The organism is Chloroflexota bacterium (assembly GCA_014360805.1).
Taxonomy (GTDB): Bacteria; Chloroflexota; Anaerolineae; order DTLA01; family DTLA01; genus DTLA01.
The window spans coordinates 24,364-41,596 of record JACIWU010000004.1; the positions used below are offsets into that span (position 1 = coordinate 24,364).

Sequence of the window (17,233 nt, forward strand, 5' to 3'; positions counted from 1 at the left end):
GACGCGCCAGGCGCGCCTACAGCCATCTCACCAGCCCGCCCACGAGCAGGCACAACGTTGCGAAAAGTTCCAGCGCGAAATGCACCTTGAACGTGTTGAGCGTCAACTCGTTGATGCCATCGCCTTCGTACCCGCGCCGCGCCATCTTGCGGAAATTGTCCACCGCCGTCGGGAGCGCGAACCCCAGTGGAATCAGTGCCGCATATATCGGTATCCCCCACAGCCATGCCGTCGCCATCGCCGCCAGCGAAATCACGACGTTCACGCGGTACAACTGCGACGCCCTTTCCGGCCCCAACACCACCAGCCACGTCCGCTTGCCCGATGCCGCGTCCGTCCGCCTGTCGGCAAACTCGTTGGCCAAGATGACGTTGAGGATGGAGAATGCCAGGGCCATGCTCAACGGCACCAGGCCAGGGGAGAATCGCCCCGCTTGCAGATAGTACCCCGCGATCACCGTCAGCGCGCCCGAGCAGGTGGCGATGACCAGTTCCCCCATGCTATGGTACACCAGCATCAGAGGCTTGCCCGTGTAGAACCAGCCCGCCAGCGCGCCGAACACCCCCAGTGGGATCGTCCACGGGCCGGTGTGCAGCAGGAACCGAAGCGACAGGCCCAGCGGAAGCGCGGCCACCAGCAACCCCACCGCGAAGTACAGCGCCCGCTTGCGGTTGGTGATCTTGTTCTCCACCAGCAGGCGGATGCCACCCGAATAGGCGCTGAACTCCCAGTTGTTCAAATCCGTCTCGTAGTCAAAGTACGTGTTGCCGGCGTTCACCGCCCCCACGATCAGGAAGACCGTTACCGATGACACGATGAAGACCGGCCAGTTGAACTGACCCGTCTCAAAATAGGCCAGCACCGCGCCCAACGTGAACGGCAGCGAGGCCGAAAGCAAGATGAACCGCGCCACCATGATCTCGTAGAACGCCCTGGCGCTGTCGGGCTCAATCGCATCCATGCGTTGCTTGTAGTATCGGTGAACTTCCTCAAAGGTCGGCATAGCCGCTTCTCCACGCGATAGTTATGTCAAGCAACGATGCGGAACAGGCGAAAGGCGTCCAGAATGGCGGATAGCGAGCCGTTGTAGATCGCCTGCACTTCCGCCATCACCCCGTAGCCGCAGTGCTCGCAGATGCGCGGATCCACCAACCTCGCCCCGCACCCTTCCACCACCATCCCGTTGGGGTGCGCCAGGTGAATCAGCCAGTGGGTCTTATTCCACCCGGGCTTGAGCATCAGGCGGAAGGACGTTTCGGAATTGAGTATCGGGAAGCCCTGGCGCTTCAGCGCCACGATCCGCTCCACGGCAGCCGCCCGCTGCGGATAGTCCAGCGTGTGCGCCTCCACGCCCGGATAGGGAATCTGGAAGTTGACCGAGATGCCCTTGATCCTCGGCATCGCCTCCACGATGTTGCGCACGTTGGCTTCCAGGTCGTGTACGTTGATCTTGGACAGCGTGATGTTTGCGTACATGTTCGGGTTGCGGCTCTCGGCCACGTTCCGCACCATTTTCTCATAACTGCCCGCGCCCCTCACCTGGTCGTGCACTTCCGGCGAGCCGTCCACGCTCACCCACACCAGGTCGCATGGGTTGTCAATCGGCAGGATGGCATTCGTTACGCAGGCCACCTTGTAGAACCGCTTCTTGGTATCCCGCACGAGATCGTTGAATCGGTAGTCGCCATCGTGCCACAGGGTCGGCTCGCCGCCCTGCAGGAACAGGATGCGCACGCCCCGATCCAGAAACGACTGCATCATCTGCTCCAACTGCGCCCGCGTCAGGTGTTCGCGCGGGACATCCGAACCCACATACGGGCAATGCACGCAGGCCAGGTTGCAGTACGATGTGATGTTGATTCCGCCTACCAGCGGGGCTCTTCTGCCCAGAACGCGCGTGCGGACGAAGTAACCCGCATAGTAGCCCAGTTGCCTGATTTGAACGCTCACCCCAAGTCCTCCGTGTGTATAATGGCATTGCTAGGGTAGGCTCCCACATCGCAAGTCTCAACGGCCGATTACTCTCCCACGAGCGCATCGGCCAGCACGCCGGTCAAATCGCGGACGGCCACACGCGGCCCCGACGCCTCGCCCGCGCCGCTCATGGCGCACGTGAAGTGAATCTGGCACTTCGGGCAGGCCGTAACCATGACCTCGGCATCGGCGGCCAGGGCCTCGCCGATGCGCTCGTCCTGGATGGCCTTCGCCACCTGCCCGCACTGCGTCCACACGCTGGTGCCGCAGCACAGCGCCCGTTCTCGCTCGTGCTCCATCTCGCGCAACTCGGCAGCCGCCGCCAGGAGCGTGCGCGGCGCGTCGTATTCGCCCCCGTGCCGCCCCAGACGGCAGGGGTCATGAAACGCAACTCGCAGCGCGCTCCTGCGCAGCGCCAGCGACCCCGCGGCAAGGGACTGGGCGAGCACCTGGGAGATGTGCAGCACCTCCACCTTGAGGCCGCACGCCGATGGGTAGTCCATCTTCAAGGTACGGTAGCACTCGGCGCAGGACGTAACGATGCGCCGAATCCCCGCCTGCGCAAAGAGCGTTGCGTTGAGGTGAGCCAGAGCGCGGAACCCCTCCACGTCGCCGGCCCACAGCAAATCGTGCCCGCAGCATCGCTCGTCGGGCAGCACGCGAGGCGCGATGCCGACGCGGTTGAGCAAGTGAACGGTGTTCTGCGCAATCGCGACGCCCTCAAACCCCTGGCCTCGGAACATCGCGTCGTAGTGCGGCAAGCAACCCACGAAGTACAGCGTGTCGCCATCCTCGGACACCTGCAAATCGTCCGTGATCCAGCCCAGGCGATTCTGACGCAGGTTTGGATCCTGCATCAGGCGCATCCACGTGAAAATCGCGTCGCCGTGCGTGCAGGCCCCCGTACTCCCGTGCTCCCGGGCCAGCGCGCGCAGGTCGCGGGCGAACTCGGAGAACCGCACGTCGCCCGGGCACAGCGCGCTGCACCGCAGACATGTCAGGCACTTCCAGAGATCCTCGCCGCCCAGCCAGCTGGCCGGGTCGTCATTCACGGCGCGCTCCACCGTGCGGCGCGGCGAAAAGCCGGCGTCCTTGCGGGCCACCGGGCACACGGCCGTACATTTGCCGCAACTCAGGCACAGGTAGGCGCGATTCTCTCGGAGTGCTGTCTCCAGTGCGTCCATGCTACGCCCTCCGACCGTCCGTAAGCCCGCGCGCGAAGGATGCTATCCGTTCGGCGCAAGCGGTCGCGCTCCCCTCCGGAACCGAATCCACCGCCAGGCGCGTCGGCGCGATGCCGAGCAGGTGCAGCAGTTCCGACGCCTGCCGCGTGAGGGCCTGGGCATGTTCCCCGCCCACGCCGAAATGGCAGCGGTCGGGCGAGCAGCCCAAGGCCAGAACCCCTTCCGCGCCCGCCTGGAACGCCTTGAGGATCAGCCCCGGGTGCAATCGCGCCAGGCACGGAAGCCGCACGACGCGCACCTGGACTCCCACCCCAAGCCGCGCCCGGCCCAGTTCCTCCAGCCCGCGATACCCTTCCCAGTTGCACGCAAACACGACGACTCGCGGGCAGGTGTCCATTTCCGCCATCCTACTTCCACCCCCGGCACAGCAGTTCCAGCGCCAGCGACACGTCCCTGTCCGAATAGGCGCCCTGCACCATCGCCCCCGACGGACACCGCGCCACGCACAGCCCGCACCCCTGGCATCGGCCCGCGTCCACCACGGCGGCCCGTCGTCCGCCGGTCTCGCGCACCTCCACCGCCCCGAACGGGCACACCTCCGCGCACGTGCCACACGCCCGGCACAGCGCCTCGCGCACCGTTGCGCCGCTCCCATCCCGGCGGATCACGTTCCGCCCCAACAGCGCGCTTATCTTCGCCGCCATTGCCTCCAGCGCCTGCTTGGATGCCGCGGGGTGCACTGTGTACAAGCCCGGAACGCGACGGTCGGGCTCCTGGCCCACCAGCACCACCGCGCCGCACGTCGCCGACATCTCGCCGCGCTCTCCGCGCAGCGTAACGCGGAAGTCGCCCATCGCGCCCTCCACGCGCTCAAGGCTGGCCGCAGGCAGCACCTGCACCCCGTTCGGCGCGTCCTCGTGCCGCTCGCCGCCCGCCGGCCTCGCCCACGACGTGGTGATGCCCACGCGCGACAGAAGCCTTGCCATCTCCGGCGCCGCCCTGCCCTGCCCCACCACCAGCGCCGCCGGCATGACGGGATACTCGGCAAACGGCATGTCGGCCCCGCCCGCTCTCGCTCGCGCCACTCCCAGGGCCATCAGGCTCTCCGCCACGACGTTCGCCTCGTCCCCCTCGTACAGCCACGCGCACTGCTCGCGGATGTTCACGAACTCCAGCCACGTGCCCGCCTCGTTCAAGGGCAGCAACTGACCCTTGCACCGAAGCCGCTGCGTCGTGCACGAATAGCACACCTGATCCAGCGCGCAGCAGGAGCACGCCGCCACCACCACGCGGTTGAGGTCGTGGCGAGCCACCGCCTCGGCCAAGCGCGCCCCTGCATCTGGCGCGCAGGCTTGCTCCACCACCTCGGCCCACACCACATCTTGCAGTGCCGCCGCGCGCTGGACGATGACATCCAGCGGCAGGCGCTCGGAAATCTGCCCCTGGCAGGCGCACACCCACACGCCGATTCGCGGGCTTGCCGCTGCCGCTCGCCTGCGCCAAGCGGCCACCGTCTGGCGAGGCCGCCCGGCCGCCAGCGCCAGGAGTCGCGCCGCGGCCGCCGACGCCCCGATGCGGTCGTCCGCCGCGACGTGAAGCGTCCGCCGGCTCGGCGCAACGTCAAGCCCAGGCCGCTCCTCCGCCACGATGACCCCTGCCACCGTCAGCGTCCGCTCTTCCTCAACCCAGTCGTGGCGAATCGCACCAGGCTCGCATACGCGCACACACGCCAGACACTCGGAACAGGGGCCGCAGGCCAGGCATCGGCTCGCCTCGGCCACGGCCTGTTCCTCGTCAAACCCCAGTTCCACCTCCTTGAACGTGGACAGACGCTCATCCATGGGGATTGTGGGCACAGGGACACGTGGGCGCACCTGGCGCTGGGCTTCCGCCAGTTCCCGCCGCGCCACGGGCACGTCCGCCCTCTCATCCGCCAGCGGCACGCCCCGAAGATATGCATCCATCGCCGCCGCAGCGCGCTTGGCCGAAGCAATCGCGTGAATCACCGACACCGGCTGCGTGATCGCGTCGCCCGCCGCGAAAATGCCCGGCCGGTTGGTCATGTACGTGCGACGGTCTACGTGGAACGTGCCTTGAGGCGTGATCGCCAACCCGTGCCCGGCCCCCAGGAACGACAGGTCTGGCGACTGCCCGATGGCCGGCACAACCACGTCCACGTCCAGGCGGAACTCGCTGCCGGGAATCGGAACGGGACGGGGACGGCCGGAAGCATCCGGCTCGCCCAGCCGCATGCGGACGCAGTCCAGGCCCGCCACGCGCCCGTCGCGCTCCACAACCCGCACCGGCGCCACCAGGAACTGGAACGGAATCCCCTCTCGCTCGGCTTCTTCCACTTCCTCTGGAATCGCGGGCATCTCCTCGCGCGACCGACGGTAGAGCACCGTAACGTCCTTGACCCCCAGCCGTCGGAGCGACCGCGACACATCCATCGCCGTGTTCCCGCCGCCGATAACGGCCACGCGCGTGTCGGCGCCGCGCACCAAAACCCGCGCCAACGCCTGCTTCCACTGCGGGTCGTCCACCTGTTGCGACAGGTTCAGCATCTTGAGCAGTCGCGCGCCGTGGACGACGCCCTCCAGGTGTTCGCCGGGGATGCCCAGTTCGGTGCTACGATGCGCGCCGACGCCGATAAAGATGGCCTCGTACCCCTGCGCGAACAGCCCGTCCAGCCCGCCGTCGCCCAGCCTCACGGGCGAATTCAGGCGAATCTCAACTCCCAGCGCCTCAACAGCCTCTATCTCCAGGCGCAGGATATCCTTGGGCAGCCGGTAGGGTGGGATGCCCACGGCCAGCATGCCGCCCGCGACGGGCAGCGCCTCAAAGACGGTAACCTGGTACCCCATGAGCGCCAGTTCCGCCGCAACCGTCAGCCCGGCAGGCCCGGAGCCGATGACCGCCACCTTGCGCCCTTGGCCCACATCGGCCACCCGCCCCTTGCGGCCCAGGAGCGACGGGCGGCGCTCCGCGCGCAATTCGTAATCCGCGACGAACCGTTTGAGGGCGCGGGTGGACACCGCCCTGTCCACCTCGTTGCGCCGGCAATTGGCCTCGCATGGGTGATCGCACACGCGCCCGCAAATCGCCGGAAGGGGAATGGCCTCGCGGATGAGTTCCAGCGCCTCCTCAAAGCGCCGCTGGGCGATGAGCGCTACATAGCCCTGCACGTGGATGCCCCCCGGACACGTGTCGGAGCAAGGGGGCCGCCCGCTCCGCTCAATGGCGTACACATCGGGGACGGCGTTTGCGGGCCGCCAAATGGCGTGGCGCGTTATGTCCACCACCACCGGGCACACCTGCTCGCACTCGCCGCAGCCGGTGCAGCGTTCCACGTCCACGAAACGGCTACGCACGCGGACAAGGGCCTTGTACGCCGCGCCCTCCTTGCTCAGCCCCGCCACCGACGCCGGCGCGAGAAACCGAATGTTCGGGTGGCGCGAAGTCTGCAACAGCCACGCCCGAACGTCTAGGTCGCCCTCGGGCGCCGCAAACCATGGGTTTTCGCTCACCAGGTGGACTCGCGCCCCCGCCTCGGCCAGATCCCAGGCCGCCTGCGCTCCTGCCAGAGTCCCACCGATGACCAGGAACCCGTCCATCACGCGGCGCTCCCCACGACTTGCCTGCCATAGTCCAGCCCGGCCTGAAAAGCCTTGAGATTGAGTTCCTCCGTGCCCTTGGGCACCGATTCGCTCACGGCCCGTCGCATGGACTCCTCGGACACCACGCCCGACACCGCCGTCAGAAAGCCCAGCATGACGATGTTGGCGACCAACTTGCGGCCCACCTCCGACTCGGCAATGCGCGTCGCCGGAATGGCGTACACCTTCACCCCCTCCGGCAGCGGGCCCAACACCACCAAATCCTCATCCACCAGGAGCAAGTTCCCGTCGTGCAGCGAAGGCGCGTACTTGTTGTACGCCTCCTGAGACATGATGACGACGATGGATGGGTCAATGAGGTGCGGGTACTGCACGGGCGCATCGGACAGCACAACCTGCGCCGCGCACGCGCCTCCCCGCGACTCGGGGCCGTAACTCTGGGTGAAGGTCGCATACTTGCCATCGTAGAGGGCGGCCGCCTTGCCCAGGATGTACCCGGCCAGGATAATGCCTTGCCCCCCGAATCCCGTAAGCCGTATCTCCGTCCGCGACATGGCGCCCTCCATCCGTTGGCACTACAGCCTACTGCGTATCGCCCCAGACGGGCTTTTCAATGTCCACAAATTTGCCCACGATGATGTCCCCGCTCAGTTCAATGTCCACATCACGCGGGTCAGCGCCGTGGACAATGCGGCTGCGCTCGCGGTAGTAGCGCAGATGCTCCAGCCCTTCGCGCAGTTTGTTCATCCGGCCGTACAGCGTCGGGCACGGCGAGATAACCTCCACAAAACTGAACCCCCGCTTCACAAGCGCCTCGCCGATGGCCTTCTCCAAGCGCCGCACGTGGAGGACCGTCCACCGCGCCACGTACACGGCCCCGCTCCCCGCCGCCAGGTAGGGCAGGTTGAAGGGATGCTCCTGATTCCCGCGCGGCGACGTGGACGTGCGGGCATGCAAGGGGGTCGTCGGAGCCAGTTGCCCGCCGGTCATCCCGTAGTTGAAGTTGTTCACGCAGATGACCGTCATGTCCACATTGCGGCGCGCCGCGTGGATGAGGTGATTGCCGCCGATGCCCGCCAAATCCCCGTCCCCGCTGAACACCACCACCTTCAGTTCCGGGTTGCCCAATTTCAGCCCCGTGGCGAACGGGATGGCCCGCCCGTGTGTCGTGTGGAACGAATCCAGCCGCACATACCCGGCCACCCGCCCCGTGCACCCGATGCCCGACACCACCACCACCTTGTCCAAGTCCAGGCCCGACTTCACCAGGGCGCTGACGAAGCAAGTGAGGGCCGTTCCCAGCCCGCACCCCGGGCACCAGATGTGCGGCAGTCGGTCTTGCCGCAGCACCGCGTCCATAGGGTGCGATTCCGCCATCTCCAGTTCCTGTGGCACCGTCTCAATCATCTACACCTCCCCGTTACCGACCCGCAGCCTCGCGTATGAGCGACAGGATGTCGTGGGGGTCGTGCAAGTCCCCGCCGGCATGCCCCGCCAGGTACACCGCTGCCTTCCCGGCCGCGCACCGCTCCACCTCATACACCATCTGCCCCAGGTTGATCTCCACCACCACAAACGCCCGCACCCGCCCCGCAAGGGCACGTATCTTCTCCTCCGGGAACGGCCACAGCGTGATGAGGCGCAGCATCCCCACCTTGATGCCTTCCTGGCGCGCCTGCTCTATGGGCCAGTGCGCCGTGCGGGCCGAGATGCCGTAGGTAACCACCACCACCTCGGCATCGTCCAGGGCTTGCGCCTCCACGTCAATCATCCGATGGCGGTTCCGGCGTATCTTCTCCACCAGGCGCGTGATCATCCGCTGCTGCGTAACGGCGTCCACCATGGGGTAGCCGCGCTCGTCGTGGGTGAGGCCGGTGATGTGAATCCGATACCCCTCGCCGGCGTTCACCATGGCCGGCACCAGGTCTTCGCCGACCTCAAAGGGCTTGTACGCATCCGGCCCCACGGACGGCTTGCGGCGGGGGTAGATGGGAATCTGCTCCTCCGGCGGGATGACGACTTTCTCCGTCATGTGCCCCACCTCGGCGTCGGTCATCACCAGCACGGGCGTGCGGAACTCCTCCGCCAGGTTGAAGGCGCGGATGGTGAGGTCAAACAACTCCTGCGGCGAACTGGGGCACAGCGCGATGATCTCGTAGCAGCCGTGGGAACCCCATCGCGCCTGCATCACGTCCCCCTGGCCCACCAGCGTCGGCAGGCCCGTGGACGGCCCGCCGCGCTGCACGTTCACGAGCACACACGGCGTCTCCGTCATGATGCCCAGGCCCAGGTTCTCCATCATCAGACTGAAGCCCGGGCCAGAGGTCGCCGTCATGGCCCGCCGCCCTGCCCAGGATGCACCTAGCACCGCGTTCATGGAGGCCAGTTCGTCCTCCATCTGGATGTAGACGCCGCCCACCTCGGGTAGTCGGGCCGCCATCCGCTCCGCGATTTCCGTTGCCGGCGTGATGGGGTATCCCGCGAAGAAGCGGCAACCGGCGCAGATGGCCGCCTCGGCGCAGGCATCGTCGCCGCTCATAAAGTACTCGCCGCACAGGAGCCGAGGCTCTCGCTTGGACTCGCTCATGGGGCCACCTCCACCGCTTCACTCACGTGGATGGCGAATTCGGGGCACAGCATCTCGCAGAGGCCGCACGCGACGCACTGTTCGGGGTGCAGGGCATAGGGAGGATGGTAGCCCTTCTGGTTGAAGGTCTCGGAGATCGCCAGCACGTTGCGGGGGCAGAACTCCACGCAGAACCCGCACCCCTTGCACCGCTCCACCAGAACGGAGATTCTGCCCCGCGGCACCACAACCTGGCCGGCATCCAGAGGACGACGCCAAAGTTTCACGCTGCCCCTCCTGTCGGTTCTTCGCGAAAACGCGGGCGCTCCATTGCAGACTCCTGAGCGAATGGAGCGCCCTCGGTGATAGCCAGCGTTCCACACCCCGCCCAAGCGCCCTTGCTTACGCGCGTGCGGCGTCCATGTCCTGTCAAATTCAGTATACCGATAGCCCTGCCGCTGTCAAGGAGGCTACGCCACAACACGTCCCAAAGTTGGCCGCGCCATGGGCATCGGTCGCCAACACACAACGGAGCCGAATCACGCCATCTCGGCGACGAGGTCGGCCACCTCCACCGGATGGCGGGCAATGCGCACGCCTGCCTCGCGCAGGGTGGCAATCTTCTCCGCCGCGGTGCCCGTGCCGCCCGAGATGATCGCGCCGGCGTGGCCCATGCGCTTGCCCGGAGGAGCCGTCTGCCCCGCGATGAACGCGGTAACCGGCTTGGTCATGTGCGTGGCGATGTATTCCGCGGCGCGCTCCTCGTCGGTGCCCCCGATCTCGCCGATGAGCACCACCTGCTCGGTCAGCGGATCGTCCTGGAACAGTTTCAGCGCGTCAATGAACGTCGTCCCGATAATCGGATCGCCGCCGATTCCGATGCAGGTGGACTGCCCAATGCCCTTCTGCGTCAGGGCGTACACCACCTCGTAGGTCAGCGTCCCGCTGCGCGACACCACCCCGACTTTCCCCGGCATGTGGATATGCCCGGGCATGATGCCGACTTTCGCCTCGCCGGGCGTAATCAGGCCGGGGCAATTGGGACCGATCAGCCGCGTGGACGTGTGCTGCAGGTACTCGCACACCTTCACCATGTCCAGCACAGGGATGCCCTCGGTGATGCACACGACGAGTTCAATCCCCGCGTCCGCCGCCTCCAGGATGGCATCCGGCGCGAAGCGGGCGGGCACGTAGATGATGGACGTGTTGGCGCCCGTCGCGTTCACCGCTTCCTTCACGGTGTCAAAGACCGGCACGCCGGCCGCCCACTCGCCGCCCTTGCCCGGCGACGTCCCGCCGACGACCTTCGTGCCGTAGGCGATCATCTGCAGGGTGTGGAATTCCCCCTCACGCCCCGTAATCCCCTGAACCAACAGACGGGTGTCTTTGTTGACCAAAACGCTCATCGCATCCCCTTCTTATGTAAACTTCAGGATTTTGACCCGATGGTTTGTCGGATTCGCTCGGCTGCCCGCTGCAAATCGCTGTCTCCGGCGAAGTATTCGCGACGCAAGGCGATGGAACGATCGCCCGCCCAGCGCGGGAGCACGTGGATGTGAAAATGGAAAACGGTCTGCCCCGCGGCAGGGCCGTTGCTCTGAAAGATGTTGACCCCGTCGCATCCGAACGCGGCTTTCACCGCGCGGGCCACCTTCACCGCCGTGCGCATCGCCGCCGCCGCATCCTCCGGATTTACCTCAAAGACATCGGCCGCATGGGTCTTGGGCACCACCAGCGTGTGCCCCTCGTGAATCGGCGCGATGTCCATGAAAGCCAGCGTCGCCTCGTCCTCGTACACGATGTGCGCCGGAACGCGCCTGGCCACGATGTCGCAGAACACGCATCCCATGCCGGCCCCTCCTTTACTACGCCTCGCCGCGAGCCGCCGCCACCGCCAGTTGCGCCGCCTCCACCAGCGACGTCGTGGCGCGCATGTTCGCGCTGGCCAGCAGCCGCCGCCCTTCCTCCTCGTTGGTGCCCACCAGACGCACCACCATCGGCACGTTCGGCTTGACCTCCTCCAGCGCCGCCAGGATGCCCTTCGCCACCTCGTCGCAGCGCGTGATGCCGCCGAAGATGTTGAACAGCACCGACTTCACGTTCGGATCCGACAGAATCATGCGCAGGGCCGCCGCCACCTTGTCGGCCTTCGCCCCCCCGCCGATGTCCAGGAAGTTCGCCGGCGCGCCGCCAAACAGTTTGATGACATCCATGGACGCCATCGCCAGCCCCGCGCCGTTCACCATGCACCCCACGTTGCCGTCCAGTTTCACGTAACTCAGCCCATACTTGCGCGCCTCGGTCTCGGCAGGCGCTTCCTCGTCCAGGTCGCGCATCTCGGCCAGGTCGGGGTGGCGGAACAGCCCGTTGTCGTCCAGGACGATCTTCCCGTCCACCGCCAGCAACTTGTGCTCATCGGTAACGACCAGCGGGTTGATCTCCGCCAGCGACGCGTCGGTGCTGACAAACGCCTGGTACAGCCCCTGGGCAATCGCGGCAAAAGACCCCACCAAGTCCTTGTCCAGGCCGATGCCGAAGGCGATCTCACGCGCCTGGAACGGCTGCAACCCCAGGAAAGGATTGATGCTCACCTTGTAAATCTTCTCGGGCGAGACGCGCGCCACCTCTTCTATCTCCACGCCGCCCTCCGCCGAAGCCATCATGACGGCGCGCTTGCTGGCCCGATCCACCACAACCCCCAGGTAGATTTCCTTCTGAATTCGCGCCGCCTCGTCCACCAGGACCTTCTTCACCTTTAGGCCCTTGATGTCCATGCCGAGAATCTGCCCGGCCACCCGCTCGGCCTCGGCAGGATCGCGCGCCAGTTTGATGCCCCCTGCCTTGCCGCGGCCCCCGACCAGCACCTGCGACTTCACGACCACAGGCTTGCCCAGGCGCGCCGCAATAGCACCCGCCTCCACAGGCGTAGTCGCCACATCCCCTTCTGGAATAGGGATGCCATAACGCGCAAAGATGCGCTTGGATTGGTACTCATGCAGTTTCACCACAACCTCCTCGCAACAAAACAGACTATACCCACGGCCGTCGCATTCTCCCGCGCAGCCGAGATTCCACTGTGCCTCACGGCCCGAAAGGCGCAAATACCATAATGCGATGATTCCCAGAATCCGCCACGATCAGCCGCCCGCTCCCATCCACCGCCAAACCCACAGGCAGGCTGAACCGACTCTCATCCACCCCATACTCCCCATACGCCGCCACAAACTCCCCGCCCACCGTCCACTCCAACACCCGATGCCCCTCCGGATCGCTCGCATACACGTGCCCTCGCCCATCCACCGCCACATACGGCTTGTTCAACACCGACTCCCCTGCCCACGTCTTCACCCCCCACTCCCTCACATACCTCATCTCCCGATCCAACACCTGCACACGCCGATTCCACGTGTCCGCCACATACACGTTCCCCTCTCCGTCCACCGCCAACCCCACAGGCTCCCAGAACTGCCCCGGCCCCGCCCCAAACCCACCGTACCCAGCAATGAACTGACCTTCCGCAGTGAACCGCTGAATCCGCTCGTTCCCCGTGTCCATCACCAACACGCTCCCATCCCACGCCATCGCCACCGCGCGCGGCCCGTAGAACGCACCAGGCAACGACGCCGCGTCGCCGCCCGTGTCCCCGCTCTCCCCCCACATCGTCACAAACTTCCCCGTGCCGTCAAACTTCTGCACGCGATAGTTCCACGTGTCCGCCACGTACACGTTCCCCGCGCCGTCCACCGCAATCCCCCACGGCTCGTTGAACTCCCCTGGCCCGCTCCCGTACCGACCCCATCCCCGCAGATACCGCCCGTTCGCGTCAAACACCTGCACCCGATGGTTCCCCGTGTCCGCCACGTAGATGTTCCCCGCCGCGTCCACCGCCACCCCGCGCGGGTCCTGGAACTCCCCTGGCCCTTGCCCCTGCCGCCCAAACGTCAGCGCCGCCGGCACCAGCACCTTCTTCGCCTGATACGGATCCTCGGTAACGACCACAGGCGGCTGCGGCGCTGCGGCTGCGGTCAGAGCGCCATACTGCCAGAGTTGCGCCGTGATGTCCTTGCGGATGTAGAGGATCATCTCCTCGCGGTACGGCCAGTCCTTGAGCGCGTAGGGATACGTGCGCGACCACAGGATGCCCCAGATTTCAGCGCGCTTGGCTGGATCCCGCAGCATGGCCCACAGGCGCGCGGGCGTCAGCCCCTTGTAGTCCTCCACGGGCCACCACATGACCAGGCGCGGGAAACGGTCGTAATTCGCCAGAATCGGGCGCACCTTGGCGTCGTTCCAGCCGTGCACGATGACGATGGGCGAGTCCAGCGCCTCTCGGCTGGGGCTTTCGCCGGAGAACGAAACGGCGTTCGGGAAGTCCCGCAAGTACCAGTTGGCGAAGGGGAACCCCGTGCGAGAATCATATGCCACCTTGATGCGGTTGTCCCCGACGGTTCGGCGCGAGATGTCCAGAATCTCGTTCAGCGTTACCTTCGCGTCCTGGGTTCCATGCGCATAGACGATGAGTTCCTTGGCGTTGTCGTAGTTCACGAAACTCGCCACCCAACTGACCCGCACGGTCAGCAGAAGCAGGACGGCGAAGGCCGACGCCGCGCACGCCCGAAGCGCCATGGCCTTGCCCAGGCGCTGGCCCAGCCGCGCCAGCGCCCACGCCAGGCCCGCCGCCACGCCCAGCGTTGCAAGCCAAACCATCGTCTGATTCAGTTGCGCCTGCGAAAGCCCCGCAAAGGGCCGGATGGACAGCAGCCGGATCACCGAGTACCCGGCGGCGGGCAGCAGCGCGAAGAACGCAACGAACTCGCGCCGACGCTCCTGGTCTCCGTTCCCATCTCCCAGCCAATCCTGGAGCAGACGCCCCGTCAGCAGAATCATCGGCAGCACCAGGTACACCGTGTGCTGCGGCATCTTCTCGCCCGTCCAACTGTGGATGGCCATGGCCGCAATCGCCCAGAAGATGACGAACGGCACAAAGGGCACCGCGTCGCGTTCCGGATGCGGCCGCCTCCGAAAGGCCGCGTAGTACACAATCGCCGCAACCGCGCCCAGGAGCGGCAGAAACTCGTACATGGGCGCCAGCACCAGCAGGAAGTAGTACCACGGCTGGCCGCCCCGCGCCTCACCGTGTTGCCCGAACCAGTAGGATAGTTGGCTAATGGGGCCGGTCAAGCCCCTGGGGTTGGTAAAGAACGTGGTGTACAACAACACCACCACCCCCAGGCCGATGCCGACCATCGCCCAGAAGTGCGCCCCGCGGATGGCCCCCAGGGCGCGGGCCACCGGCCGCTCCTTTCCGCCGGGGTACGCCCAACCGGCTAGCACCGCCGCCCCCAGCAGGCAGACCGCCACCACGAGCACCGGCAGGAGTCCGCTCCGCGCGACCCCCGCCGGCTGGGGCCGATTGGTGAGCCACACCAGCAGCGCGAGCCCCCCTGCGCTCACGGCCAGCCCCACGCCCCGCGCCGTCCGCGCCGCCTGCGCCGACAGTCGCTCCCACACCAGCGCCACCACCACGAAGGCCACGACGATGAACCCCATGATGTACGCCACGGCCTTGGTGCACAGGTAGAACCCCACCGCCGCGCCGAACAGGTACAGATACTTCGGCTTCCGCTCGTCCACGTAGCGCAGGAAGCCGATGGCCATCAGCATGGTCCAGACCGCGCCGTAGATTTCGTGGAGGTTGTCCCGCGAGTAGAACAGCAGGAACGGCGACACAGTCAGCATCACCGCCGCCGCCAGCGCCCCGCCGCGCCCCAGGTACTTGCGCAAGAAGTACGGCAAGAGCGCCAGCGCCGTGCCGAAAAACGCCGACGCCAACCGCGATGTGTAGTCGCTCACGCCGAACAGCGTGTACATCAGCGTGTTCGCCAGGAACAGGAACGGCCCGTGCGTGATCGGCCCGGTAACGGGGTCAAACTTGAAGATGGAGCCGACAGAATAGGGCTGCCACGAGAAATACAGGTGCTGGCACTCGTCAAAACTCACGGCGCGCGCCCCCAGCGCCCACAGGCGCAGCGCCAGCGCCACAACCGCAATCCCGATGTACGCGGCCTTCTCCCGCGTCAGGTTCTGCAGGCTATGCAGGACCGGCGTCTCCCACCAGTCCTTGCCGTCCGAAACCGCTCCGACTTGAGCCATCCGTCCCATCACTCTCACGAGGTTTGAATCCACAGCACCGCGCGGCTCTCCGACGCCGCGGGAAGCGCGCGCCACAAGGCCCAACGCCACCAATCCCTGGCCGGCAGCGCTCGCCATCGGAAGTCCCGTGTCAACTCGTAGGGCTGGCCGACATACGATCCTTGCGCCGCCGGTTGCACGCCCTCAAGCGTAATGAGGGCCTCGGCGCTCACAGGCGCTGCCGTGCCCACGAGGACTTGCAGATGGCGAAACTCCCGCAGGTACCACTGCATCACGGTGGGATTCGGCAGCACCACCGCGACCGACATCTCGCGCGCGTCGCCCATGCGGCGCAGTGACCACGTCGCCACATCGGCCGCCAGCGCCCGCGCCTGCGGCGAGGTCGGCGTAGGCTCCAGAATCTCGGCGCGCCCTTGCCCCGCATCGTACGCCGAGCCAAGCGCCGCCGACAGCGTGATGACCAGCGTCAGCGCCGCGCCCGCCAGCCCCAGATTCCGCAGCGCGTTTCCCACGCCGTACAGAACGCCCTGGCCCGTCGTCAGCACGATGAACAGCGCCGTGCCCACCCATGCGAGAATGGCGAAGACCGAATCGCCGCGCTCCGCGAAGCCTGCCAACTGGAGGTACACATAGGCCACCAGAATGGCGAATACGGCCACGTACACCCCGTCGCGCAGGCCGCGCCAATCGGCCCGTGCGTCGCGCAGCAACGCGGCGATTTGTCTGCCCGCCAGCAGCGTCAGCGGTGCCAACACCAGGAGCATGTCCCCCGATGTCCGCGCCGGCCACGCCATCAGCATGACCGAGATTCCCAAAGCGCACCCCAGCAGGCTACTGCCCAGCAAATCCCGCTCGCGCACGGCGCGAATCCCGCCGACGATGCCGAACACGACCACCAGCGGCTCGTACAGCAGGGGCCACAGCAGCGGGCTGAACCAGGGCATCGCGCCTGCCGCCCCGAAGCCACGCCACCACTCGCCCAGCACATCGCCCAGCCCGCGCAGGCCCGACACGTGGAAGAGCAACAGCGTGCCAACGCCCACAGCCGTCCCCGAGAACACGAATCCGCCCGTGCGGAGTGTTGCGCGGCTTGCCAGCAGGCGCTCCTGGAACGAGGCGATAGCCGCATTCCCCCTGCGGCCCAGCGCCCACGCCGCCACCGCAACCGCAAGCAGCGCCAGCAACACGAAGTACGCGCCCGCCCCCGACGTGAGCAGCAGCCCCAGCGCCGCCGCGCCCGCGTACAGATACCGCGGCGCGCCCGTATCCGCGAACCGCACCAGCGCCGTGGCCAGGCCCAGGCCCCATGCGGCGGCCAGCGCCTCTGGCCCGACGGAGCGCGACGCGAACAGCGCCATGGGCGAGATGGCCAACAGCGCCGCCGCCAGGAGCGCCCCTTCCCGTCCCAGGCGCTCGCGCCAGAAGTAGGGCAGCAACACCATCAGCGCGCCAAACAGCGCAGGCAGCAGGCGCGCCGTGAAATCATTGGCTCCGAACAGGAAGAACACCACCGCCGTGCCGTTGGTGAGCAACGGGCTGCCCACGAACGCCGGCTCGCGGCCCTGGGCCAGTTGCCATGCGCCCAGCGCCCGCGCCGCCTCCGCAGAACTCAACGGGCGCGCGTCCAGGTCCACCAGGCGGAGCGTGAGGGACACCAGGAGAAGGACGCCGTAGATCGCCATCTCTATCGTTATGCGGGCGAAGGGGCTGTTCTTGGCATCAGGCTTTTCGGTCATCCC

General features: G+C 66.7%; 14 protein-coding genes. All 14 read right to left on the reverse strand.

Features of this window, described 5'->3' with window-relative positions:
* Positions 1–16: 16 nt before the first annotated feature.
* On the reverse strand, positions 17–1,003 hold the full coding sequence (locus H5T65_01260) for a prenyltransferase (GenBank protein MBC7257855.1): 987 nt from the start codon (positions 1,001–1,003) through the stop codon (positions 17–19).
* A 26-nt stretch (positions 1,004–1,029) separates the two neighbouring features.
* Positions 1,030–1,950 carry a radical SAM protein gene (locus H5T65_01265; protein MBC7257856.1) on the reverse strand — a complete coding sequence of 307 codons (921 nt, stop codon included), beginning with the start codon at positions 1,948–1,950 and terminating at the stop codon, positions 1,030–1,032.
* Between the two features lie 68 nt (positions 1,951–2,018).
* Positions 2,019–3,158, reverse strand: a complete 1,140-nt coding sequence (locus H5T65_01270) for a (Fe-S)-binding protein (protein ID MBC7257857.1) — start codon at positions 3,156–3,158, stop codon at positions 2,019–2,021.
* Between the two features lies 1 nt (position 3,159).
* Entirely contained in the window at positions 3,160–3,564 is a 405-nt protein-coding gene (locus H5T65_01275; GenBank protein ID MBC7257858.1) for a hydrogenase iron-sulfur subunit, read from the reverse strand.
* Between the two features lies 1 nt (position 3,565).
* Complete coding sequence (locus H5T65_01280) at positions 3,566–6,775, reverse strand: FAD-dependent oxidoreductase (protein ID MBC7257859.1); 3,210 nt, start codon at positions 6,773–6,775, stop codon at positions 3,566–3,568.
* Entirely contained in the window at positions 6,772–7,329 is a 558-nt protein-coding gene (locus tag H5T65_01285) for a 2-oxoacid:ferredoxin oxidoreductase subunit gamma (GenBank protein MBC7257860.1), read from the reverse strand. The genes H5T65_01280 and H5T65_01285 overlap by 4 nt, the downstream gene beginning before the upstream one ends.
* A 28-nt stretch (positions 7,330–7,357) precedes the next feature.
* Complete coding sequence (locus H5T65_01290) at positions 7,358–8,152, reverse strand: 2-oxoacid:ferredoxin oxidoreductase subunit beta (GenBank protein MBC7257861.1); 795 nt, start codon at positions 8,150–8,152, stop codon at positions 7,358–7,360.
* Positions 8,153–8,195: 43 nt separating this feature from the next.
* A complete protein-coding gene (locus H5T65_01295; GenBank protein ID MBC7257862.1) occupies positions 8,196–9,314 on the reverse strand; it encodes a 2-oxoacid:acceptor oxidoreductase subunit alpha in 1,119 nt (372 codons plus the stop codon).
* Between the two features lie 44 nt (positions 9,315–9,358).
* Positions 9,359–9,628, reverse strand: coding sequence for a 4Fe-4S binding protein (locus H5T65_01300; protein MBC7257863.1), 270 nt, complete (start codon positions 9,626–9,628; stop codon positions 9,359–9,361).
* Between the two features lie 252 nt (positions 9,629–9,880).
* Complete coding sequence (gene sucD, locus H5T65_01305) at positions 9,881–10,747, reverse strand: succinate--CoA ligase subunit alpha (GenBank protein MBC7257864.1); 867 nt, start codon at positions 10,745–10,747, stop codon at positions 9,881–9,883.
* Positions 10,748–10,770: 23 nt separating this feature from the next.
* The gene (locus H5T65_01310; GenBank protein ID MBC7257865.1) at positions 10,771–11,190 is read right to left on the reverse strand and encodes an HIT family protein; all 420 of its coding nucleotides are present in this window, start codon (positions 11,188–11,190) and stop codon (positions 10,771–10,773) included.
* A gap of 16 nt (positions 11,191–11,206) precedes the next feature.
* Entirely contained in the window at positions 11,207–12,346 is a 1,140-nt protein-coding gene (gene sucC, locus H5T65_01315; GenBank protein MBC7257866.1) for an ADP-forming succinate--CoA ligase subunit beta, read from the reverse strand.
* Between the two features lie 76 nt (positions 12,347–12,422).
* Positions 12,423–15,494, reverse strand: coding sequence for a TIGR03663 family protein (locus tag H5T65_01320; protein MBC7257867.1), 3,072 nt, complete (start codon positions 15,492–15,494; stop codon positions 12,423–12,425).
* A 14-nt stretch (positions 15,495–15,508) separates the two neighbouring features.
* Positions 15,509–17,230 (reverse strand): glycosyltransferase family 39 protein, encoded by a 1,722-nt coding sequence (locus H5T65_01325; protein ID MBC7257868.1) that lies wholly within the window; start codon positions 17,228–17,230, stop codon positions 15,509–15,511.
* Between the last annotated feature and the right edge of the window lie 3 nt (positions 17,231–17,233).